Here is a 21,423-nt window from a genome sequence, read left to right as displayed (position 1 = left end):
GTAAAACTCAGCGGTCCGTGCCTTCCGGCAGCGCTTCCGGTCCATCCGCGCACGCAGGAAAGATCATCTGCGCGCCGTCCTGTCGACCGCCCCGGAAGGTACGTCGGACAAGATTTCTCACCAGGAGAGTTACGACATGGCGACCAAGAAAAGCAAGACACCTGCCATCGATATCGGCATCGACGCCGGCGACCGCGAGAAAATTGTCAAGGGCCTGTCCGTCCTGCTGGCCGACAGCTACACGCTGTATCTGATGACCCACAACTTCCACTGGAACGTGACCGGCCCGCAGTTCAACGCGCTGCACCAGATGTTCATGACTCAATACACCGAGCAGTGGACTGCCCTGGACCTGATCGCCGAGCGCATTCGCGCCCTCGGCCACCCAGCGCCGGGCACCTACAAGGAGTTCGTCAAGCTGGCCACCATCGCGGAAGTGGAAGGCGTCCCCAAGGCGAACGACATGATTCGCCACCTGGTCAGCGCCCAGGAAGCGACGGCACGCACCGCACGCAAGCTGTTCCCGGTGGCCGATGCAGCCAACGACCAGCCGACCGCCGACCTGCTCACCCAGCGTCTGGAAGTGCATGAAAAGACCGCCTGGATGCTGCGCAGCCTGCTGGAAGAGTAACCCTCGCTTGCGCAGCAGAGCGTTGCTGACGCTCGCGCTGCGCCCTGCCGGCACCGCCGGCTGGCCCTGAGCCCCCTGCGGTTGCTGTCCCTGGGCAAGCGTCCGCTGGGGCCGCGGGGTACAGGCCGACCGGATCGCGCATGCCCTGGCGATCAGTGCACGCCCGGTCTCGGCAGGCGCACCCGCGCGCACAGCCCGCCCAGCTCGGCGCTGTCCTCCAGGACCAGCGAGCCGCCGCAGGCCTGGGCGATGTCGCGGACGATGGCCAGGCCGAGGCCGTGGCCAGCCACCTGCTCGTCGAGACGGTTGCCGCGCGCGACCGCCGACTCCCGTTGCACCGGCTCGATACCGGGGCCGTCATCCTCCACGCACAACCAGTAGCCCTCGCCGTCCTCGCCGACGCTGACCTTGACCGTGCTGTCGGCCCACTTGCAGGCGTTGTCCAGCAGGTTGCCGAGCGCCTCCAGCAGGTCCTCGCGGTCCCACGGCAGGCGCAGGGCGGCCGGCGCCTGCCAGCCGATGTCGACATGCGGGTGGATCTGCTCGAGGGTGGCGCACAACGCCGGCAGCTCGACGGAGCAGTCGAAGTGCGCGCCGGGCAGCGCTTCGCCGGCCAGCCGCGCGCGGCCCAGCTCGCGGGCCAGGCGCTGCTCGATCTGCGCCAGCTGCTCGGCGAGGGTGGCGCGCAGGGCCGGATGGCCGCGCAGTTCCTCGCGGTTGGCCACGCTGACCAGCACGGCCAGCGGCGTCTTCAGCGCATGGCCGAGGTTGCCGAGGGCATGCCGCGAGCGCTTGAGAGTGTCTTCGGTGTGCTTGAGCAGGTGGTTGATCTGCCCGACCAGCGGCTCCAGCTCGCTCGGCACCCGACTGTCCAGCTCGCCGAGGCGGCCGGCCTGCAGCTCGGCGATCTGCCGGCGCACCCGCTCCAGCGGCGCCAGCGCGCGGCGCACAGTCAGCCATTGCAGCAGCAGCACCAGCAGCAGGCCGCCAGCGCCGAGGCCCAGCCCCAGCCAGCGGATGCGCGCCAGACTGGTCAGCACCGGGGTGTAGTCCTGCGCGACGCTGATGCTGAGCCGCTGGCCGAAGCGCCGGTAGTCGCCGCGATAGAGCAGCAGTTGCTGGCCGGCGACGCCCGCCACCAGCTCCGGCGCCAGGCCCTTGCGGGCGGGGCGCGGCAGCTCGCTGTCCCACAGCGAGCGCGAGCGCCAGACTTCGTCGGCGAAGTCGATGCGAAAATAGCGCCCGGAAAAGGCCCGCTGGTAGGCCGGATGCAGACGCCGCTCGTCCAGCTCCACGCCCTGCTCGCCGCGCGCCAGGGCGGTGAGCAGGGTTTCCGCCTCATCCTGCAGATTGCTTTCGTGGTAGCGGCGCAGACCGTTGTCGAACAGCCACAGGCTGCTCTGCAGCAGCACCAGCCCGACCAGCAGCAGGGTCGCGGCCAGACCGAGGCCGAGACGGCTCTGGATCGACCTCACCCGCCCTGCTCCGCGTCGCCGGCGTAACGGTAGCCCTGACCGCGGCGGGTTTCGATCACCTCGCGGCCAAGCTTGCGGCGCAGGTGGTTGACGTGCACCTCGATGACGTTCGACTCGCGCTCGCTCTCGCCGTCGTAGAGGTGGTCGTTGAGCTGGGTTTTCGAGAGGATCTGCCCGGGATGCAGCATGAAATAGCGCAACAGGCGGAATTCGCCGGCGGTAAGCATGATTTCCTCGTCGCCGCGGCGCACGCACTGGCGCGCCTCGTCCAGCACCAGGCCAGCGGCCTTGAGTTCGCTCTGGTTGGCCAGCCCATGGGCGCGACGCAGCAGCGCCTGGATGCGCAAGGCCAGCTCCTCGGGGTGGAAGGGCTTGCTCAGGTAGTCGTCGGCGCCGGCCTTGAGGCCGTCGATACGCTCGGCCCAGCTACCGCGCGCGGTGAGGATCAGCACCGGGGTGGCCAGGGCGTCGCCGCGCCACCGGCGCAACACGTCCAGCCCCGGCATGCCGGGCAGGCCGAGGTCGAGGACGATCAGGTCGTAGGGCTCGGTGGCGCCCTGCACCAGGGCGTCGCGACCATCGGCCAGCCAGTCGACGGCGTAGCCCTGGCGGCTCAGGTCGGCGAGCAGTTCGTCGGCGAGGGCGACGTTGTCTTCCACCAGCAACAAGCGCATCAGTCGTCTTCCTCGTCCTTCAGCAGGCGGCCGCTGACCGCGTCCAGATCCACCTCGCGTACTTCGCCAGCGGCGGTCAGCAGCTCGATCTCGTACACGTAGACATTGTCCTCCTGCTCCAGCTCGGCCTCCAACATTCGCGCGCCGGGGTAGCGGTCGAACACCGGTTGCAGCAGTTGCTGCAGCGGCTGGATCACGCCCTCCTGGCGCAGGCGCAGGGCCTCGTCCTGATCGAGATCGCGGGCCTGGGCCGAGGCGATCATGAACAGTGCCATGACGGCGATGAAGGGCGTGAGTTTGGGCATCAGTCGTCCTGGTGATCCTTGAGGATCTGCGCGTTGCTGGCATCCAGCTCTACATCCCACTGTACGCCCTGGGCATCCAGCAGATCGACCTGATAGATGTAGCGGCCGAACTCCTCGTCCAGCTCGGTCTCGCCGAGCGTTGCGCCCGGATGCTTGGCGATGGCGGCGGCATTGAGCTTGTCGAACGACAGGATGGTGCCGGCGTCACGCAGTTTCAGCGCCTCGTCGGGGCCAAGGTCGCGGGCCTGGGCCACACCGGCGGTGGCGGCGATCAGGGCGGTGGCAAGCAGGGCAGTCAGTTTTTTCATCTTCATTCTCCTGGGGAGCGAGTGGCTTTGTATGGATTCACCTTACCCAAGGCAACTTAATCGAAACTGAATCGACCGCATTCAGGATCGCTGCGGCGGATCATAGCCGGCCGGCCAACAGGCTCCTGTCGCCGCGGTGACCCAGGCCTTTTCCTCGCGAGGGGCTTGTTGAGCCTGCGGCGGGAACTTACAGCCAGCCCATGCGCTTGAAGTTGGCATACAGCCCGCAGCAACCGAGGCCGATGACGCCGAGGATACCGAAGTAGCCGTACTGCCAGGTCAGCTCCGGCATGTGCTCGAAATTCATCCCGTAGATGCCGGCGACCGCGGTGGGAAAGGCCAGGATCGCGGCCCAGGCGGCGAACTTGCGCTGCACCACGCTCTGTCGCGACGACTCCAACAGCAGGCCGATTTCGATGGCGTGGTCGGCCATCTCACGCTGGCCGGTGAGGTCTTCCTGCAGGCGGCTGACGTGGATCGCGATGTCGCGAAAATACGGGCGCATGGGCTTGTCGATGAACGGGAATTCCAGCTGCTGCAGCTCGCGGCAGATCTCCGCCATGGGCGCGATCTGCCGGCGCAGACGCAGCAGGTCGCGGCGCAGGCTGGAAATGCGCTCGACGTCGACCGGACCCAGCGGGCGGCTGTGGACGGTCTGGTCGATCTCCTCCAGTTCGCCGAACATGCCGTCCAGCAGCGGCCGGTAGTTCTCGATGACGAAGCTGAGCAAGGCGTAGAGCACGAAATCCTCGCCATTAGCCAGCAGCACCGGACGCGCCTCGCAACGCTGGCGCACGCTGGAGTAAGGCGCCGAGTCGCCGTAGCGGGCACTGATCACGTATCCCTTGCCGGCGAACAACTGGGTTTCAACGAACTCCAGGCGGCCGTCGACCCGAATCGGCGAGTACACCACCATGAACAGCGCATCGCCGAAGGTTTCCAGCTTCGGCCGGGTGTGCCGGGCGATGGCGTCTTCCATGGCCAGTTCATGCAGGTTGAATTGCTGCTGCAGGCAGCTCAGCTGGCTGCTGTCGGGGTCGCGCAGGCCGATCCAGACCACATGCCCGGGCTTGGCGGCCCAATGGCGACCTTCCTCGAGGCTGATATCGGCAACTTTACGGCCCTGGTGATAGACCGCGGCGGCAACGACCTGACCCATGGATGCTCCTCGCGTGGGGATGAATGACGCAGCTTATAACAGCCCTTCCCGCGCAGCGTCCCTTGCTGTGCGCAAAGACGCCAGCACCGGCGGCCATCTCCTGCCACGCTCGGCTTGAATAGGGAGAAACTACCCAGGGCTGCTTTCTACCCGATTCCGCCCATTGTTCTTGGCCAGATAAAGCGCGCCATCGGCCCGCCCAACGAGGACATTTACCGTGTCGCCGGGTTGATAGGCTGACACCCCCAAACTTGCCGTCACTCGGCCGGCCTCCGGAAACTCGTATTGCTCGATGGCATGCCGCAATTTCTGGGCGAGGTGCGTCGCGCCGGCCAAATCGCCATCCGGACAGATGATCATGAACTCTTCGCCGCCCCAACGACCCAGTACATCGGCTTTCCGTATGCACTGCGACAGCAGGTTGACCACTGCAACCAGAACCCGATCTCCTCCCTGATGCCCGAAGGTGTCGTTTACCCTCTTGAAATAATCCAGATCCAAGATAATCACCGCGAACTCTTTGCCGCTGCGCACGGCCTCACTCAGGGAGTCAGCCAGGACCTGATCCAGTCGCACACGGTTGAACACCCCCGTGAGGTGATCGGTCACCGATACCCTGGCAAGTTGCTGGTTCTGTTTTTCCAGCTGCCCTTGCGCATGGTGCAGCTGCGCCAGCGCATACTGGGTGCGCTTGCGCGAGGCATGGATGGTCAAGCTCCAGGCCAGGGTCAAGGCGAGCAGGACGGCAGCCCCCAAGCCGATCCGCCAGACGAGGGAGTAGTCGATGCCAATCTCCGAGCGCACGGACATCCACTGATTCATCACCCCGCGTTGCGCAGCATCGGGCACGGCATCGATGGACTTTTGCATCACCGCATGCAGCAGCACATCGTCACGTTTGGCAGCCAGTGCAACATTCAGGTCGTAGGGCGCTTTTCCCACAATCTTCACATTGCCCACCATGGCTTTCTGAATGGCTGAAGCAACGGCCAGCGAGGTGTCGATGTATCCAAATACCTCGCCTGAACGCAACAGCTCGATGCCCTCGTCGGCACTGTCCACCAGACGCATGTCGAGGTGTGGGTACAAGAGACGGAGCCGCATCAGCAGGGCCTCATCGCGTATCACTGCAAAGCTCTGGTCCTCCACCTCCTTCAGGCTCGACACGAACAACTGGCCGCTCCGCGCAGCCAGCACATAGGGCAAAGACAGCAACGGCTTGGTCCAGGTCAGTTGGTCGGCGCTCTCGGTCTGCCCTTGCGGCAACACCGCCAGGTCACACTGCCCCGCCCCCAGCAACTGCTTGGCCTGGTGTTCGTTGGCGGCGCCACGGAAAACCAGTGGCAGCTTGAGATTCCCGTTCAACAACCCAAGGAGATCGATCAGTACGCCCTCGTGTACACCAGCCGGGCTCATCGAGGTCAGTGGCGACCAGTTGGGCAATACGCAGACCGATAGCGCACTCTTGCTGCGCACGAAATCCTGCTCGTCTGGCGTCAGCTGCCAGGCTGTTTGCGCAGGATCCACCTCCAGGCCCAGCGACTTGCCAAACCATTTCAGGTAGAGCCTGTTGCGCTCCTCCATAGACAGGCCGATCAAGGCCTTGTTGATCAGCGCCCGCAATATCGGCAGGTCATGTTGCACGCCAAAATGGCAGTTATAGAAGTTCTCGTACTCTTGACCAAAAACCCGGTACACCATCTCCAGGTCCGTGTACCCCTGGGTCGTGATGATGTGCTGCAGCACCAACTCGGCTTCCATGGTCGCATCCGCCTTGCCTCGGGCCACGGCATCGACGGCCTCCTGCATGTTTGCCACCACCAGATGCTGGAAATCCACATCGCGATTGCGCAGCACATTCAGATAGTCGTAGCCACGCGGCATGGCCACTATCTTGCCCTGCAGGTCATTGGCGCTGTGGATCGACTGGTCCCCACTGCGCTTGAGAATGACCTCTCGCGCCCGGAGATACGGATTGCTGAAGAGCAGATATTGGGAGTCGGTTTCCGTAAGCTGCACGGAGGTCAGTACATCGATACGGCCAGCCTGGATATCGCGGATGCTATCGTTCCATTCGTCATGGCTGACAAACTCCACCTTGAACCCCATTTTCGTCAGCAGGAGTTCGATCAACTCCACGCTGTAGCCTTGGGGTTTGCCATTTTCATAGAAGTCAAAGGGCGCGTAGTGTTTGTCATTGGCCACCCGGATGGTCGGATGGCTGCTGACAAAGGCCTGCTCTTCATCGGTCAGCTCTAACGCCTGCCCCCAGGCCAGACCGAATACCGAAAGCAGTCCCAATAAAAGTATCGCGTGGCATTGCCATAATCGCTTCATCCGACTGCTCTTCAGATCCTGTACGAACACCTGCAACTACATTTCATCATCATGGCTGGCTCGATCACGGCATGGCAATACGCCATGCGCTTGGCAAGGACCGATTTCTTGCGCGCGGATTGACCCTGCTTGCGTGGAAAACCCGACCGTCTGCTCCCTGAGGTTGTCTGGCCAGCGCACCAAGACTGTACACACATACAGACAAACCTTGCCCGCACGTCCATTTCTCCCCATCCTGTGCAGCATCACCCCTCCGGATCACGGCAAGCATGCGCCTCTTCCTCTGCGAAAAACCCTCCCAGGCCAAGGACATCGCCAAGGTGCTCGGCGCCAGCCGGCGCGGCGACTGCTGCTGGCTGGGCACCGACGTGACGGTGACCTGGTGCATCGGCCACCTGCTGGAAACCGCGCCGCCGGACGCCTACGACGCCCGCTACAAGCGCTGGGACCTCAAGGATCTGCCCATCGTCCCCGCGCAGTGGAAGATGCTGGTCAAGCCGAAGACCGCCAGCCAGTTCAAGGCGGTCAAGCGCCTGCTCGGCGAGTGCCGCGAGCTGGTGATCGCCACCGACGCCGACCGCGAGGGCGAGATGATCGCCCGCGAGCTGGTGGAGCATTGCCGCTATCGCGGGCCGATCCGCCGGCTGTGGCTGTCGGCGCTGGACGATGCGTCGATTCGCAAGGCACTGGCGGCGCTCAAGCCGGGCGCCGAGACCTTCAATCTCTACCACGCCGCGCTGGGCCGCTCGCGCGCCGACTGGCTGATCGGCATGAACATGAGCCGGCTGTTCACCCTGCTCGGCCGCCAGTCCGGCTATCAGGGCGTGCTGCCGGTGGGTCGTGTGCAGACGCCGACCCTGCGCCTGGTGGTGGACCGCGACCGCAGCATCGCCGACTTCGTGCCGGTGCCGTTCTGGGCCATCGACGTGCAGCTGCTAGCCGACGGCACGGCCTTCAGCGCCCAGTGGCGCGCCCCGGAGGACGCCTGCGACGAGCAGGGCCGCTGCCTGAAGCCGGAGCTGGCGCGTGACGCCGCCGAGGCCATGCGCCGTGCCGCCAGCGCGCGGCTGGTCAAGCTGCAGACCGAGCGCATGCGCGAGGCGGCGCCGCTGCCGTTCGATCTCGGTACCCTGCAGGAAGTCTGCTCGAAGAAGCTCGGCCTCGGCGCCCAGGAAACCCTCGACATCGCCCAGGCGCTGTACGAAACGCACAAGGTCATCACCTACCCGCGCAGCGACTGCGGCTACCTGCCGCTCAGCCAGCACGGCGAGGCGTCAGGAATCCTCGCCGCACTGGCCAAGGCCGATCCGGCGCTGGCCGCATTGATGCCGCACCTCGACGCCCAGCGCCGCTCGCGGGCCTGGAGCGACGCCAAGGTCAGTGCCCACCACGGCATCATCCCCACCGTCGCCGCCAAGGAGCTCGACCGTCTGGTCGGCAAGCAGCGCGCCGTCTACACCCTGATCCGCGCCCGCTACCTGGCGCAGTTCCTGCCCAACCACGAGTACGACCGCACCCAGGCCGACTTCGCCTGCGCCGGCCAGGCGCTGCGCGCGGTGGGCAAGGTGATCGTCGAGCCCGGCTGGCGCCGTGCGCTGCCGGAAGCACTGACGCCGACCAGGGGCCGCGAGGCGCCCGAGCCGCAGGCGCTGCCGGCATTGCGCGAGGGCGAGGACTGTGCAGTGCACGAGGTGACCCTCAAGGACCTGCAGACCCAGCCGCCCAAACCGTTCACCGAGGGCGACCTGATCAAGGCGATGAAGAACGTCGCCAAGCTGGTCGACGATCCGCGCCTCAAGCAGAAGCTCAAGGACACCACCGGCATCGGCACCGAGGCGACCCGCGCCGGGATCATCCAGGGTCTGCTTGATCGCGGCTATCTCACCAAGCAGGGCAAGGCGCTGGCCGCCACCCCCGCGGCGTTCAGCCTAATCGACGCCGTGCCCAGGCCGATCGCCGATCCCGGTACCACGGCGATCTGGGAGCAGGCGCTGGATATGGTGCAGAGCGGCGAGATGCCGCTGGAGGAGTTCGTCGCCAAGCAGTCGGCGTGGATGAGCAAACTGGTCGAGCGCTGCGCCGGCCTGCGCCTGACCATCAGCGGCGCCCCGGCCGGTGCGACGGGGGGCAAACCGGCCTGGAAGGGCAAGCCGCGCAAGAACGCTCCGCGCAAGGCCGGCGGCAAGACGGCGAGGCGAACTGCCACCTCAAGGTCGGAGCGGACCTAGAAAAAATCCACCCCGTTGCTCCCGCAAAGGTGCACACCCAGGGGCTTCGGAGCTGCGGTTCCCCAGCGGCCTGAGCGGTTGCAGACGGCACCGGCCAATTGCGTCTGCTGCGACCATGTCCGCGGATTTGGCCCACGAACTTTCGGGGGCCGACGTTGCCCAAAAAGATGTGCGTTACCAGCTAGCATGGTTTCATGAACCTCTGATGGCGTGACGGTTTCCTCGTGAACATCATCCCGCGCTGCCTGCACCATCCGCACGCCCCCCTCGCCAGCCTGTCCGGTCTGGTGCTCGCAGTTCCGTTGTGCATGCGCCCTGCCCTCGGCTGGTCCGACCCTCTCGGTTACCTGTCGGACCTCTGCATTGCCAGCCTGATGATCGTGCTGCTGTACCGCCGCCCCTGGTGGCTGGCCTTGCCGGTGCTGGTGGCGTGGGCCCTGCTCACGGTGGCGGCCGTCGAACTGGTCAGCGCCGTAGGCCGGCTGCCGGATGCGGCAGACCTGCAGTACCTCGGCGATCCGCAGTTCATGGCCAGCTCCGCCGCCGGCAGCCTTGCCCACCCGTGGGTTGTCGCAGCCCTGTCGATCGGGCTGACCCTCTGGCTGGCCAGCCAATGGACCGGCCGCTCGCAACCGTCGCCACGCCTGCATCGCCATGCCTGGTTGCTCCCGCTAGCGCTGCTGTTGGCACACGCCGGCATGCAGCAGCTGCGGTCCGGCACGGCGGAGCCGTGGCAGCTGTTCAACCTCCCGCACCAATGGCTGGCGGCGGGCGTTGGCAATGCCCAGCTGCGTCTCGAGGAGTGGCTGGTGGGCGATAGCGCGGATATCCCCCCGCCGACGGAGGGGCTTACCCGCCTCGACCTGAACGGACAAAAACTGCTGCCAGCCCCGGGACGCTCGCGCAACGTACTGATCGTCGTCCTCGAAGGCATTCCGGGCGCCTACATCGGCGCGAACCGCCAGGCCCTGAACAGCAGCTACCGTGAAAACCTGATGCCCCACCTGAGCGCCTGGGCCGAGCGCGGCATGAACACCCCTGACTACGTGCTGCACAGCCACCAGACCATTCGCGGCCTGTACGCGATGCTCTGCGGCGACTACGACAAGCTCGACAACGGCACGCCCAAGGGCATCGAGATTCTGACCCAGAGCCAGCGCAACCGGGCCTGCCTGCCAGCCCAGTTGCGCAGCCGCGGGTTCGCCACGCACTATCTGCAGGGCGCGGGCCTCAGGTTCATGGCCAAGGACCGGATCATGCCGCACATCGGCTTCGACTCCACCCGCGGCCTGGAGTGGTTCAAGAAGCCTGGCTACCTGGATTTCCCGTGGGGCAAGGACGACAGGTCCTTCTTCGAAGGTGCGCTGGATTACATCGGGCAGCTGCGCCGCAAGGAGCAACCCTGGATGCTCACCCTGCTGACGGTTGGCACCCACCAACCCTACTCGGCGCCCGCGGAGTATCTGCAACGCCACAAGAGTCGCAAGCAGGCCGCGGTGAGCTACCTAGACGATGCACTGGGGCGCTTCCTGACCGAGCTGGAACGCCAGGGCGTATTGAAGGACACCTTGGTCATCATTACCTCGGACGAGTCCCACGGCATCGACGGCGTACGCCTCGCCTCGGCCTGGGGCTTCAGCCTGGTGCTGGCCCCCGAGCAGGACCAGTTGCCCAGGATCAAATCCGGGGTCTACGGACACGTCGACCTGAGCGCATCGGTACTCGACTATTTCGGTTTCCCGGCACCCAAGGCCCTGAGCGGGCGCTCGCTGTTCCGCGACTATCCGCAGGGCCGGGAAATCATGTCCTACACCAACGGCATGCTGCGCCATCACGATGGCCGGGGAACCCTGACCGAGTGCGACTTCCAGCAGCGCTGTCGGTATTACGCCAGTGAAGGCTTCATCGCCGAGCGTGCGCCCCTTCTCGGCCAATATGGCGGCCGGCGCGCGCGCCAGATGCTGGCGCAGGCAACTGCGCTCGATCACTCGTTGCTGCGCACCTCGCTGAACCAGTTCTACCAGTTCGGCAGCCCGACCATCATCCGGCTCAAGGCACAGGTCCAGGATGACTGGACGGACAACCTGATCGGTGCCCAGTACCTGGAACTGCCCAAGGGCTCACTGACCCGCGTGCGCCTGACCGTGCGCGCGACTGGCCCGAAACAGAAAGTCTACATCCTGCTCAAGGCCAAGGAGTTCGAGCAGGATGTGCCGCTGGACATCCCGGCGAAGATGCTGGTCACCCCCGAAAAGCCGCTGCAGATGGACTTCACCTTCCATAACCCCGAGTCACGCAAGGCGTTCTCCTTCCACCTGCTCGGCTACGGACGGGGCGCCATCGAAGTAAGCGATTTCAGCGTCATCACCGAGTCGGCGGCGGAGCCACAGGGAGCCATAAACAAGCTGCCGCTCTCGGAAAATGGCGACAAGTCCCGCGCGATCTGATGGGTGGTTTCCGCTTGGCGGCGATAGCGAGAACGATGCCAGCAGCCCGGCAGCCGGCGACTCATAGCAGCACCTAGACGCTCACGACGGACGCCCGCAGCATGAACAGGAACGGACCGGGCCTGCAGTGCAGGCCCGGCTCGATGGGGGATTACGCCAGATCGAAGCGGTCGGCGTTCATCACCTTGGTCCAGGCGGCCACGAAGTCCTTGACGAACTTCTCCTGGTTGTCGTTCTGGGCGTAGACCTCGGCGTAGGAGCGCAGCACCGAGTTGGAGCCGAACACCAGATCCACCCGGGTCGCCGTCCACTTGACCTGGTCGGTCTTGCGATCGCGGATTTCGTACAGGTTGTTGCCGGCCGGCTTCCAGGTGTTGGCCATGTCGGTCAGGTTGACGAAGAAGTCGTTGCTCAGCGCACCGACCCGGTCGGTGAACACGCCATGCTTGCTGCCACCGTGGTTGGTGCCCAGCACGCGCATGCCGCCAACCAGCACGGTCATCTCGGGCGCGGTCAGGCCCATCAGCTGGGTGCGGTCGAGCATCAACTCCTCGGCGCTGACCTTGTAGTCCTTCTTCAGCCAGTTGCGGAAGCCGTCATGCAGCGGCTCCAGCACCTCGAAGGACTCCACGTCGGTCATCTCCTGGCGGGCATCGCCACGGCCGGGAGCGAACGGCACGCTGATGGCGAAGCCGGCCGCCTTGGCCGCCTGCTCGACGCCGACGTTGCCGGCCAGCACGATGACGTCAGCCACGCTGGCACCAGTTTCCGCAGCGATCTTCTCGTATACCGCGAGCACCTTGGCCAGACGCACCGGCTCGTTGCCTTCCCAGTCCTTCTGCGGAGCCAGGCGGATGCGCGCGCCGTTGGCGCCACCACGCATGTCCGAACCGCGGAAGGTCCGCGCACTGTCCCACGCGGTGCTGACCATCTCGCTGACGCTCAGGCCGCTGGCGGCGATCTTCGCCTTCACCGCGGCGACGTCGTAGTCGCTGCGGCCGGCTGGTACCGGGTCCTGCCAGATCAGGTCTTCCTGCGGCACTTCCGGGCCGATGTAGCGGGCTTTCGGACCCATGTCGCGATGGGTCAGCTTGAACCAGGCACGCGCGAACACCTCCGAGAAGTAGGCCGGGTCCTTGTGGAAACGCTCGGAGATCTTGCGGTATTCCGGGTCCATCTTCATGGCCATGTCGGCGTCGGTCATGATCGGGTTGTAGCGGATCGACGGATCCTCGACATCGACCGGCTTGTCTTCGTCCTTGATGGCGACCGGTTCCCACTGCCAGGCGCCGGCCGGGCTCTTCTTCAGCTCCCACTCGTGGTTGAGCAGCATGTCGAAGTAGCCGTTGTCCCACTGGGTCGGATGGGTGGTCCAGGCGCCTTCCAGGCCGCTGGTCACGGCGTCGCGACCGACACCGCGCTTGGTCTTGTTGATCCAGCCCAGGCCCTGCTCCTCGACGTCCGCCGCTTCCGGCTCCGGGCCGAGTAGTGCGGCGTCGCCATTGCCGTGGCACTTGCCGACGGTGTGGCCGCCGGCGGTCAGGGCGACGGTTTCCTCGTCGTTCATCGCCATGCGCGCGAAAGTCTCACGCACGTCCTTGGCGGTGCGCAGCGGGTCGGGATTGGCGTCGACGCCCTGCGGGTTGACGTAGATCAGCCCCATCATCACCGCAGCCAGCGGATTTTCCAGGTCGCGCTCGCCGGAGTAGCGGCTGTTGGGGTTATTGGTGGGCGCCAGCCATTCCTTCTCCGAGCCCCAGTAGATGTCCTTTTCCGGATGCCAGATGTCTTCGCGACCAAAGCCGAAACCGAAGGTCTTCAGGCCCATCGATTCGTAGGCCACGTTGCCGGCCAAGACGATCAGGTCGGCCCAGCTGAGCTTGTTGCCGTATTTGCGCTTGATCGGCCAGAGCAGACGACGCGCCTTGTCCAGGTTGGTGTTGTCCGGCCAGGAGTTCAGCGGGGCGAAGCGCTGGTTGCCAGTACCGGCACCACCACGGCCGTCGGCCACACGATAGGAGCCGGCAGCGTGCCAGGCCATGCGGATCATCAGGCCGCCGTAGTGGCCCCAGTCGGCCGGCCACCAGTCCTGGCTGTCGGTCATCAGCGCCTGCAGGTCGCGCTTGAGCGCGGCGACATCGAGCTGCTTGACCGCTTCGCGGTAGTCGAAGTCGCCCAGCGGATTGGTCTTGGTGTCGTGCTGATGGAGGATGTCCAGGTTGAGGGCATTCGGCCACCAAGCCATGACCGAGCTTTCGGTAGCCGTGTTGGCGCCATGCATCACCGGGCACTTGCCTGCAGTTTTCATGTTATTTCCGCTCATGCTCATCTCCGTTCGATTTCTTGGACCAAGTTTCACCAACCATGGCAATTCGTCCGCCGAGCTTCCATCCGACCACCCTGCCGCCGCACAGATACGGCTGCTATACGCCAGGGTAGCCTTGCGAGTTCGTGGCCATGCGAGGACAGCGCGATCAACTTCGAGTCGCCCCGCCTCATGGTGCCTTGGATCGAGCTTGGCAGTCTCAAGCCGGCCAGGCCAATAGGTTTTGGAAATGGAATTGATAGTAGACGGAGAACTTGAAAGCCGATGGGCGAAGCACCGTCGTGCCGACTTGCGCAGCATGCTTAGCGTGGGAGGCGGCCCGCACGGCCCGCTGGGTGTCGTAGCGCCTCCTGCGCTCCTGCGGCAGGAGCGCCGCCGCAGCCTGATCTAACCTGTGGGACAACGGCTCGCTTATCGCGGCACAGCGGCCGCCAGGCAGCCATGCGGGAACCACTCCGCCCTTCCTTACGCGGGAAAGAACATGAAAAAACGACAGATCGCGGTGATCGGCATGGGCAACCTGGGGCGCCGCTGCGCCGAGCTGCTGCTCAGCGACGCCACTCTGACGCTGGCCGGCGTGGTGCGGCGCACCCCGGCGCCGCTCGACTGGCTGGGCGACATCCCGGTGGTCGGCCATGTCAGCGAGCTGAGCGCGGTCGACGCCGCGCTGGTCTGCGTGCCAGCCAACATGGTGCGCGGCCAGGCCCAGGAACTACTGCAGCACAGGATCCCGCTGGTCGAGTGCGCCCGCCTGCACGGCGACGCCTTCGCGGCGCACAAGACGGACATGCAGCGCATGGCGCACCTCTACCGGGCAACCGCCATCGTCGGTGCGGGCTGCGATCCGGGGCTTCTCTCGCTGTTTCGCAGCCAGTTCGCCTTGCTGATTCCCCATGGCCACACCCAGACCAGCCTGCATGCTGCCAGCAGCCTGCACCACACTCTGGCGGCGCAAGGCATCCAGGGCGTGCGCAAGGCGCTGGCCACCGAAGTGAAGAGCGCGGACGGCCAGTTGCAGCGCTACGTGTACGTCGAGCTGGAAGCCGGCGCCGATGCGGCCGCGGTGGAGCTGGAGATCAGCCTCGACCCGCTCTATCTCGACGAGCAGACGCTGGTGTTTCCGGTGGACAGCATCGCCGAGCTGGAGGAAACCAACCGCGGAGTGCTGGTAGAACGCCATGCCGCCTCCGGTAACGCCAGCCATGCCGGTCTGCTGCTGGAAGCGCGCTTCAACGAGATCGAACTGGCCGCGCGCATGATGCTGGCCGCTGCGCGGGCGCTACCGCTGCTGCATCCCGGCGCCTGGTCGTTGCTCGATATCCCGCCGCAGCAACTGTGGGACGAGCAAGGCACGACGGTGGAGCGGGAATGGATATGAGGGGGACGCCCGGTTGTCTGCGGATGACACAAGGCAACGCAGGAGCCCGGCCGGTGGGCAGGCTGGAATGAGGGAGGCCTGAAGCGGCCCTGCAGATAGCACAAGGGGGAGCCATTGGCTCCCCCTTCAAATCGGTCGTGCTTTTAATATCAACAACTTAAAGAAACACAACCCTGTATCCACAAGCCCAAGGCGCGGTTTTTCCGTTACAGCTCACCCCATGCGGAGTTACTCCTTAGTGGCGCGGTCACACCCACTACCCAGCCCGGATGGCCACCCCACACAATTTGCCCGGCCCCGACCACCCGGCCGCACTCCACCTGACCAGATATTCGCCAGGGTTGCGTCCAGATGGGGAATGAGGGCGGCCAGGGGCCCGATTGATCGAATGCTGCCGACCTCGATGTGCCTGGCGGTGATGCACCGGGCGCCCGGTGCGCCTCAGGCGTTGTCGAAGGCCGAGACGGCGTCGAAGACGCGTGAGCTGTAGATCAGGGCGGCACCGGCATTCAGCGCGATGGCCACGCCGAGGGCTTCGGCGATTTCCTCGCGGGTGGCGCCGTGTTTCAGGGCGGCCTGGACGTGCGCGGCGATGCAGCCATCGCAACGGGTGGTGACGGCTACCGACAAGGCGATCAGCTCATGGATCTTCGGGTCCAGATGCCTGGCGGGCGCGCTGCCGATCGTGTTCAGGCCCCGCATGGTTTCAGGGGCGAGCCTGGCGAACTCGCCAACACGGCCCATCAGGCTCGCGAAGTATTGGTTCCAGTTCATCATCTGTTCTTTCTCCAGTATCAGATTCGTCCGGCGGTGACGTCGCCATCGACCGGCAGCACTGCGCCGGTAATCCGCGCAGCTTTGCCACCATCGGCGATGATGGCCACCTTGTTAGAAAAACTATTCATGCAACGGGCACCGCAGCAAGGCCTCCCAGAGTGGAGCCTTGGTCATCGAGGCTTTTGCGCCGCCCCAAAATCCATGTATCTTCCAGGGATTGCGCGTTTGCCTGGGGTGCATTCTTGATTTGGAGGCATCCCCTCGCAACGCATATGTTTTTGCCTCGCGACAAAGAATTTCTTTCCATGACGACACCCGCCTATCTCAATGCGCTCCGTGCTTTCGAGGCCGCTGCCCGGCATCAAAGCTTTTCCGCTGCGGCCGCCGAACTGAACGTCACACCCGCCGCCGTGGGACAGCAGGTGCGCAACCTGGAGTCCTGGCTGGGCATCGCGCTGTTCACCCGTGCCGGCAGCGGTTCGTCGCGATTGATGCCTACCGAGGCGGCGCGCGCGGCACTTGCGGATATCCGCGAAGGCTTCGATCGACTGAGCGTAGGCCTGGCGCGGCTGAAGGACGCCAGTGTGCATGCCGGGCTGACCATCACCGTCTGTCCGGCCTTTGCGGCCAAGTGGTTGCTGCCGCGTCTCGAGCGCTTCCAGCTGGCTCACCCGCAGATGGATGTGCTGCTGGACACCAATGCCCGCACGGTGGATTTCCTCGTCGAACGCATTGACGTAGGCGTGCGCTATGGCGCCGGCCAGTGGCCCGGCCTTGCCGCCGTGCATCTGATGGACGAGAGCATGTTCCCGGTGTGTGCGCCGGACTTTCCCCTGCTGGTGGATGGCCTGCTGCCGCCCGAGGCGTTGAGCCGCTGCACGCTGGTCCATGACATGTCCATGGCCAGCGACCCGGACTATCCCACCTGGCGGCGCTGGCTGGATGCTGCCGGCTATCCGGGGATCAATGCGCACCGTGGGCTGAGCATCAACAATTCCGCGGCGGTGCTCCAGGCTGCGATCGAAGGCCGCGGCCTGGCTCTGGCACGCAGCGTGATGGTGCAGGACGACCTCGCAGCAAGGCGCCTGATCCGTCCCTTCGGTGAACCAAGGCTGGACTGCCCGCTGATGCAGGCCTACTACATCGTCTACCGCCCGGAGTGCAGCGAGCTGGCCAGGGTGCAGGCATTCCGCGACTGGTTGCTGGCGGAAGCGGCGCGCTAGGGCCTGTACGAAAAGTCAGCCGAGCGAAGGTCAGGCAAGGCGAAAAGCGGCGAGGAAGCGGAGTTTACTGGTCGTAAATGAGCATTCCGAGCCGCTTTTCAACGCAGCATGACCGAGCGCAGGCACTTTTCGTACAGAGCCTAACCCTCGAAGGCCCGGGTTGGCGCAGCCAGCTCAGGGGCTGCAGTCCCAACAAGTTGGCAGTGAGATCACTCTGCTGTACCGGCAGCTTCCGGGTTTTGCCCCTGCGACTGCGGCGAGGAACTCTGTCTTGTAACGCTAAAATATGACTGCGGCGGCCGGTCGACTGCTGTCTCCAGTCTTCGAAATGATCTTCAGCCAATGCATGGATGTCTTCTTGCCAACCGGTTGACATGGCCAACTGCATTGACACTAGTTCCTGCGAAAGGATGCTGGAGCATGCACACGACGACACTCTTTCAATGTGCATTCAGGCGCATCCAGTCAATGCGCGGTGATAATCGGATGATTCACCAAACTGGTGAAGGAGTTTTTCTTCTTCGCCACGAAAGGAAATCTTTCTTGCCGACTTGCACCGACCCGGGCATCCTCACCTTGAACTGATCAACCGCTTCTCCCGGTAGCGATAAAAAATCCAATAACCCACGCACGAACAAATCATGCGCAGCAATGAAAGTTCCATTCCTTCACCTACCACCCAACTCAGGCTGATCGCCTATATCGCCATCAGCATGCTGGCATTCGCTGCAAATTCTATTTTTTGTCGCGTTGCGTTAATGCAAGGCAAGATCGATCCGGAGTCATTCACGACTGTGCGATTGCTCAGTGGCGGCCTATTCCTGTGGTGCGTTGTGAAGTTCGGATCACCGTCCAGACCTCTGCGGGGAAGTTGGAGTGGCGGTCTTGGCTTGTTCCTCTATGCCTACGCATTTTCCATTGCCTATGTGAGTCTGGGGGCCGGCATCGGCGCGCTCATCCTGTTCGGCGCCGTGCAGGTAACGATGTTCGCGTATGGCTGGATTCGCGGGGAGCGCGCGGGCTCCCGCGGCGTCGTCGGCATGCTGATTGCGTTCATGGGGCTGGTGGCACTGCTGCTGCCGGGAGCGAACTCGCCGCAGCTGGGCAGCGCCCTCGTGATGATCTCCTCGGGAGTGGCCTGGGGCGTCTACTCGCTGCTCGGTAGAGGTGCGGCGGACCCGCTGGCCGCTACCACGGGCAACTTCGTCCGCGCGCTGCCGGGTGCAGCTCTGCTCGCGGCATACGCCATCTGGAGGGATGAAGCTTTCATAACCGGGACCGGCCTGGCCTATGCGCTGGCCTCAGGAGTACTGGCTTCCGGCCTGGGCTATGCGATCTGGTACCACGTGGTGAAGTGCCTTGCCGCGTATCAGGCCGCCACTCTCCAGTTGACCGTTCCCATCATGGCCTCGATTGGCGGCGTGATGTTGCTGGGTGAAAACCTGACCACCCGCCTAGTGGTCATTTCGCTTGTCGTCCTGGGTGGCGTGGCGATAGCCATTCTCCCGTCTGGAAAAGCAGCATAATCATTCCGCTTATATTCCTTTCCCCGACAAATACCCCACAGGCTCAGCAAGTGCGCACAGCACTTGCGCCTACATTTATCCGGCTGTCTAGCGCCACCTAAGCTGACAAGTCTGCCGCGTAATTTTCAGCACCCAAAATCACCACCCAGAAGTAGCAGGCATACCTGTCAGTCATAAGCGTCATGTCTGGGCCATCCGATACAACCATTAAATCACCCCTACCGTCCCCTTGAATTCCGCTTTTAATCGACGCCAGCAAACATCCCGCCACCGCAGAAATCAATAAATAGCTCGAAAGTAGCAGAGCGATCAGGCCTATCGACCCTTAGTCACAACTTCATCTTGGTGTCAGGATTAATCGAAATATAACAACAAGACGAGGTAAACGGAATGCTCACGTCACTCAGGACGCCATTACTGGCATTGTTGTTGATGGTGCTGGCCATCACCCGCGCCGGGGCCAGCGAAAGCGAGGATGGCGTACAGGATCTTCCGAAACTGATTCAGGCGATCTTCCCGGAAGCGACCGAGATCATGCCGCGACTCGAACAGCCGCGCGTGTGGCCGGTGTATCAGGTCACGGAGCTGATCGGTTATGCCTTCCTGTCCGGCGATTATGTGCAACTGCCTGGCTTCTCCGGCGCCCCGTTCCAGCTGCTGATCGGCATCGACCGTGACGGTCGGTACCGCGGCGTGCAGGTGCTCGAACAGCATGAGCCGATCTTCCTGCATGGCCTGGGTACCGGGCCGATACATGAGTTCACGCGCCAGTACATGGGGCTGGACCTGCGCCATCCGATCAAGATCACCAGCGCCACCGTGCGCGACAAGCATAGCGGCAGCAATGTCTACATCGATGGCATCAGCAAGGCCACGGTATCGGCGGTGGTGCTGAACGAGACGGTCATCCAGTCCGCCCTGCAGGTGGCGCAGGAGACCGGGATCATTGCGAAACGCAAACCCGCGTCACGCGTGCGCGAGGATCTGGTCGAGACGACCGACTGGCAGCAGCTGCTCGGGCAGCGCTGGACAGGGTCCTTGCAGGTGCCCGAATCGACGGTGGAAACGGCTTTCGGCAGCGCCAACATCGAGACGCCCGTGCCCTATCGCTACGAAGCCGGCCCGCTGTTCGCCAATCTGCAGTTCGCTTATCTGAATGTGCCGACCATCGGCCGCTACCTGCTGGGCGACACGCTCTACAAGCGCCTGATGGAGGAGAGCCTGGAGCCGGGCGATCATGTGATCGCGGTGATGAACCAGGGCCCCTACTCCGTCCTCGGCGACGACTTCACCCGGGGGACGCCTTCCGATCGGCTCGCACTGGATCAGAACGGGGTGCAGATCGAGTTGCGCGACATGGACTTCTTCAATGCGCTGGAAGAGGAACAGCTCGAATCGCTGCACCATGCCGACATGCCCCGTTTCAACGAGTTCGTGCTGTTCCGGGTCAAGGCCGGTGCCGGCTTCGATCCGGCGTCGAGCTGGAAGCTGTCGCTGGTCGTCAACCGTCCGCAAGGCTATCTGCAGCCCGACGAGATTCGTCGCTTCGGGCAGGATTACCAGCTGCCCGAGCGTCTGTTCAGCATCGAGGCGATCCACGTCGAGCCGCAGGACCCGCTCTGGTTGAAGATCTGGCAGCAGCACCTCAGCCGCATCGCGGTTCTGCTGCTTGGCCTCGGGATTCTGACAGCCATCATCTTCGGACACCGCTGGGTCACCCGGGACGCCCGCCGCTTCCGGCTGATCCGCTGGGGATACCTGCTCTACACGCTGGTGTTCATCGGCTACATCACCCAGGGACAGTTATCGATCACCAATGTCTTCACCATCCTGCAGGTGATCGGCGGCGATGCCAGCGCCTCGGTGCTGCTGCTCGATCCGGTGATCTTCATCCTCTGGTGCTATGTGCTGCTGACGCTGGTGCTCTGGGGACGCGGCTACTTCTGTGGCTGGCTCTGCCCGTTCGGTGTGCTGCAGGAGATGGCGGCGGAACTGGCCCGACTATTGAAGATTCGCCAGCGCCGCATCCCGTTCAGCCTGCACCGCCGGCTCTGGGCCCTCAAATACCTGATCCTGGCCGGGTTGGTCGCGGTCAGCTTCTGGTCGATCAGCGGCGCCGAACGTGCCGCCGAGGTGGAGCCATTCAAGACCGCGATCACCCTCGGCTTCGTGCGGGAGTGGCCGTTCGTGCTCTATGCGTTGGCCCTGCTGCTCGCCGGGCTCTTCGTGCACAAGTTCTTCTGTCGCTATCTCTGTCCGCTTGGCGCCTGCTTCGCGGTGCTGGGCCGCTTTCATTTGCTGCGCTGGCTGCCCCGTCGCAGCGAATGCGGCAGCCCCTGCCAACTCTGCGCGCGCCGCTGCGGCATCGGGGCGATCGAGCCGGACGGGCGGATCAACTACCGCGAGTGCATCCAGTGCTACGAGTGCGAGGTGATCTTCCGGGACGACCACCAGTGCGTACCGCTGATCAACGCACGCAAGGGCAAGAAGCGGCCGGCCGCCGTGATCGCGCGCGACTGAATCCGCGGCGAAACATACGTCGATAGAGCCCGCCTGGCGCAGAGCGTCGAGCGAATGCCTGGCGGCGGACCGCCGAGTGGGCTCTCGCTGCATTCGGTGGGGCTCGACA

The 21,423-nt window shown here is 64.2% G+C and carries 15 protein-coding genes; 7 read left to right on the top strand and 8 right to left on the bottom strand.

The window, feature by feature from the left end; genetic code table 11:
• Nucleotides 1-136: 136 nt before the first annotated feature.
• Entirely contained in the window at nucleotides 137-631 is a 495-nt protein-coding gene (locus KRX52_RS02720; protein WP_217679615.1) for a Dps family protein, read from the top strand.
• Nucleotides 632-783: 152 nt separating this feature from the next.
• Here KRX52_RS02720 and KRX52_RS02715 read toward each other — a convergent pair whose 3' ends face one another.
• The 6 genes from KRX52_RS02715 to KRX52_RS02690 form a co-directional block, all read right to left on the bottom strand.
• Nucleotides 784-2,106, bottom strand: coding sequence for an ATP-binding protein (locus tag KRX52_RS02715; protein ID WP_217679614.1), 1,323 nt, complete (start codon nucleotides 2,104-2,106; stop codon nucleotides 784-786).
• Nucleotides 2,103-2,780 carry a response regulator transcription factor gene (locus tag KRX52_RS02710; protein ID WP_217679613.1) on the bottom strand — a complete coding sequence of 226 codons (678 nt, stop codon included), beginning with the start codon at nucleotides 2,778-2,780 and terminating at the stop codon, nucleotides 2,103-2,105. Before KRX52_RS02710 ends, KRX52_RS02715 begins: the two co-directional genes overlap by 4 nt.
• On the bottom strand, nucleotides 2,780-3,085 hold the full coding sequence (locus tag KRX52_RS02705) for a PepSY domain-containing protein (RefSeq protein WP_217679612.1): 306 nt from the start codon (nucleotides 3,083-3,085) through the stop codon (nucleotides 2,780-2,782). The genes KRX52_RS02710 and KRX52_RS02705 overlap by 1 nt, the downstream gene beginning before the upstream one ends.
• On the bottom strand, nucleotides 3,085-3,393 hold the full coding sequence (locus KRX52_RS02700) for a PepSY domain-containing protein (protein WP_217679611.1): 309 nt from the start codon (nucleotides 3,391-3,393) through the stop codon (nucleotides 3,085-3,087). The genes KRX52_RS02705 and KRX52_RS02700 overlap by 1 nt, the downstream gene beginning before the upstream one ends.
• 187 nt (nucleotides 3,394-3,580) lie before the next feature.
• Nucleotides 3,581-4,552, bottom strand: coding sequence for a magnesium and cobalt transport protein CorA (locus KRX52_RS02695; protein ID WP_217679610.1), 972 nt, complete (start codon nucleotides 4,550-4,552; stop codon nucleotides 3,581-3,583).
• A 129-nt stretch (nucleotides 4,553-4,681) separates the two neighbouring features.
• Nucleotides 4,682-6,889 carry a diguanylate cyclase gene (locus KRX52_RS02690; protein ID WP_217679609.1) on the bottom strand — a complete coding sequence of 736 codons (2,208 nt, stop codon included), beginning with the start codon at nucleotides 6,887-6,889 and terminating at the stop codon, nucleotides 4,682-4,684.
• A 269-nt stretch (nucleotides 6,890-7,158) separates the two neighbouring features.
• Between KRX52_RS02690 and KRX52_RS02685 the strand changes: the two genes are divergently transcribed.
• Together KRX52_RS02685 and KRX52_RS02680 are read left to right on the top strand one after the other, a co-directional pair.
• Entirely contained in the window at nucleotides 7,159-9,117 is a 1,959-nt protein-coding gene (locus KRX52_RS02685) for a DNA topoisomerase III (RefSeq protein ID WP_217679608.1), read from the top strand.
• A 224-nt stretch (nucleotides 9,118-9,341) separates the two neighbouring features.
• Nucleotides 9,342-11,564 (top strand): LTA synthase family protein, encoded by a 2,223-nt coding sequence (locus tag KRX52_RS02680; protein ID WP_367890517.1) that lies wholly within the window; start codon nucleotides 9,342-9,344, stop codon nucleotides 11,562-11,564.
• A gap of 151 nt (nucleotides 11,565-11,715) precedes the next feature.
• On the opposite strand, the gene katG is transcribed toward KRX52_RS02680, so the two are convergent.
• Nucleotides 11,716-13,887, bottom strand: coding sequence for a catalase/peroxidase HPI (gene katG, locus KRX52_RS02675; protein ID WP_217679607.1), 2,172 nt, complete (start codon nucleotides 13,885-13,887; stop codon nucleotides 11,716-11,718).
• Between the two features lie 484 nt (nucleotides 13,888-14,371).
• Between katG and KRX52_RS02670 the strand changes: the two genes are divergently transcribed.
• Nucleotides 14,372-15,268 carry a Rossmann-fold NAD(P)-binding domain-containing protein gene (locus KRX52_RS02670; RefSeq protein WP_217679606.1) on the top strand — a complete coding sequence of 299 codons (897 nt, stop codon included), beginning with the start codon at nucleotides 14,372-14,374 and terminating at the stop codon, nucleotides 15,266-15,268.
• Nucleotides 15,269-15,709: 441 nt separating this feature from the next.
• On the opposite strand, the gene KRX52_RS02665 is transcribed toward KRX52_RS02670, so the two are convergent.
• Entirely contained in the window at nucleotides 15,710-16,045 is a 336-nt protein-coding gene (locus KRX52_RS02665; RefSeq protein WP_217679605.1) for a carboxymuconolactone decarboxylase family protein, read from the bottom strand.
• A 305-nt stretch (nucleotides 16,046-16,350) separates the two neighbouring features.
• Between KRX52_RS02665 and gcvA the strand changes: the two genes are divergently transcribed.
• The 3 genes from gcvA to KRX52_RS02650 all read left to right on the top strand — a co-directional run bounded on the left by gcvA (nucleotide 16,351) and on the right by KRX52_RS02650 (nucleotide 21,314).
• The gene (gene gcvA, locus KRX52_RS02660) at nucleotides 16,351-17,268 is read left to right on the top strand and encodes a transcriptional regulator GcvA (protein WP_217679604.1); all 918 of its coding nucleotides are present in this window, start codon (nucleotides 16,351-16,353) and stop codon (nucleotides 17,266-17,268) included.
• Nucleotides 17,269-17,909: 641 nt separating this feature from the next.
• Nucleotides 17,910-18,794, top strand: a complete 885-nt coding sequence (locus KRX52_RS02655; protein WP_217679603.1) for a DMT family transporter — start codon at nucleotides 17,910-17,912, stop codon at nucleotides 18,792-18,794.
• 390 nt (nucleotides 18,795-19,184) lie between these two features.
• Nucleotides 19,185-21,314, top strand: coding sequence for a NosR/NirI family protein (locus KRX52_RS02650; RefSeq protein WP_217679602.1), 2,130 nt, complete (start codon nucleotides 19,185-19,187; stop codon nucleotides 21,312-21,314).
• Nucleotides 21,315-21,423: the final 109 nt, after the last annotated feature.

The organism is Geopseudomonas aromaticivorans (genome assembly GCF_019097855.1).
Classification (GTDB): Bacteria; Pseudomonadota; Gammaproteobacteria; order Pseudomonadales; family Pseudomonadaceae; genus Geopseudomonas; species Geopseudomonas aromaticivorans.
This window is presented reverse-complemented; position numbering and strand designations above follow the sequence as displayed.

Coding starts and splice junctions, on each gene's coding strand:
- KRX52_RS02720 (WP_217679615.1), top strand. CDS start 137: ATGGCGACCAAGAAAAGCAAGACACCTGCCATCGATATCGGCATCGAC.
- KRX52_RS02710 (WP_217679613.1), bottom strand. CDS start 2,780: ATGCGCTTGTTGCTGGTGGAAGACAACGTCGCCCTCGCCGACGAACTG.
- KRX52_RS02705 (WP_217679612.1), bottom strand. CDS start 3,085: ATGCCCAAACTCACGCCCTTCATCGCCGTCATGGCACTGTTCATGATC.
- KRX52_RS02700 (WP_217679611.1), bottom strand. CDS start 3,393: ATGAAAAAACTGACTGCCCTGCTTGCCACCGCCCTGATCGCCGCCACC.
- KRX52_RS02695 (WP_217679610.1), bottom strand. CDS start 4,552: ATGGGTCAGGTCGTTGCCGCCGCGGTCTATCACCAGGGCCGTAAAGTT.
- KRX52_RS02690 (WP_217679609.1), bottom strand. CDS start 6,889: ATGAAGCGATTATGGCAATGCCACGCGATACTTTTATTGGGACTGCTT.
- KRX52_RS02685 (WP_217679608.1), top strand. CDS start 7,159: ATGCGCCTCTTCCTCTGCGAAAAACCCTCCCAGGCCAAGGACATCGCC.
- katG (WP_217679607.1), bottom strand. CDS start 13,887: ATGAGCGGAAATAACATGAAAACTGCAGGCAAGTGCCCGGTGATGCAT.
- KRX52_RS02670 (WP_217679606.1), top strand. CDS start 14,372: ATGAAAAAACGACAGATCGCGGTGATCGGCATGGGCAACCTGGGGCGC.
- KRX52_RS02665 (WP_217679605.1), bottom strand. CDS start 16,045: ATGATGAACTGGAACCAATACTTCGCGAGCCTGATGGGCCGTGTTGGC.
- gcvA (WP_217679604.1), top strand. CDS start 16,351: ATGACGACACCCGCCTATCTCAATGCGCTCCGTGCTTTCGAGGCCGCT.
- KRX52_RS02655 (WP_217679603.1), top strand. CDS start 17,910: ATGCGCAGCAATGAAAGTTCCATTCCTTCACCTACCACCCAACTCAGG.
- KRX52_RS02650 (WP_217679602.1), top strand. CDS start 19,185: ATGCTCACGTCACTCAGGACGCCATTACTGGCATTGTTGTTGATGGTG.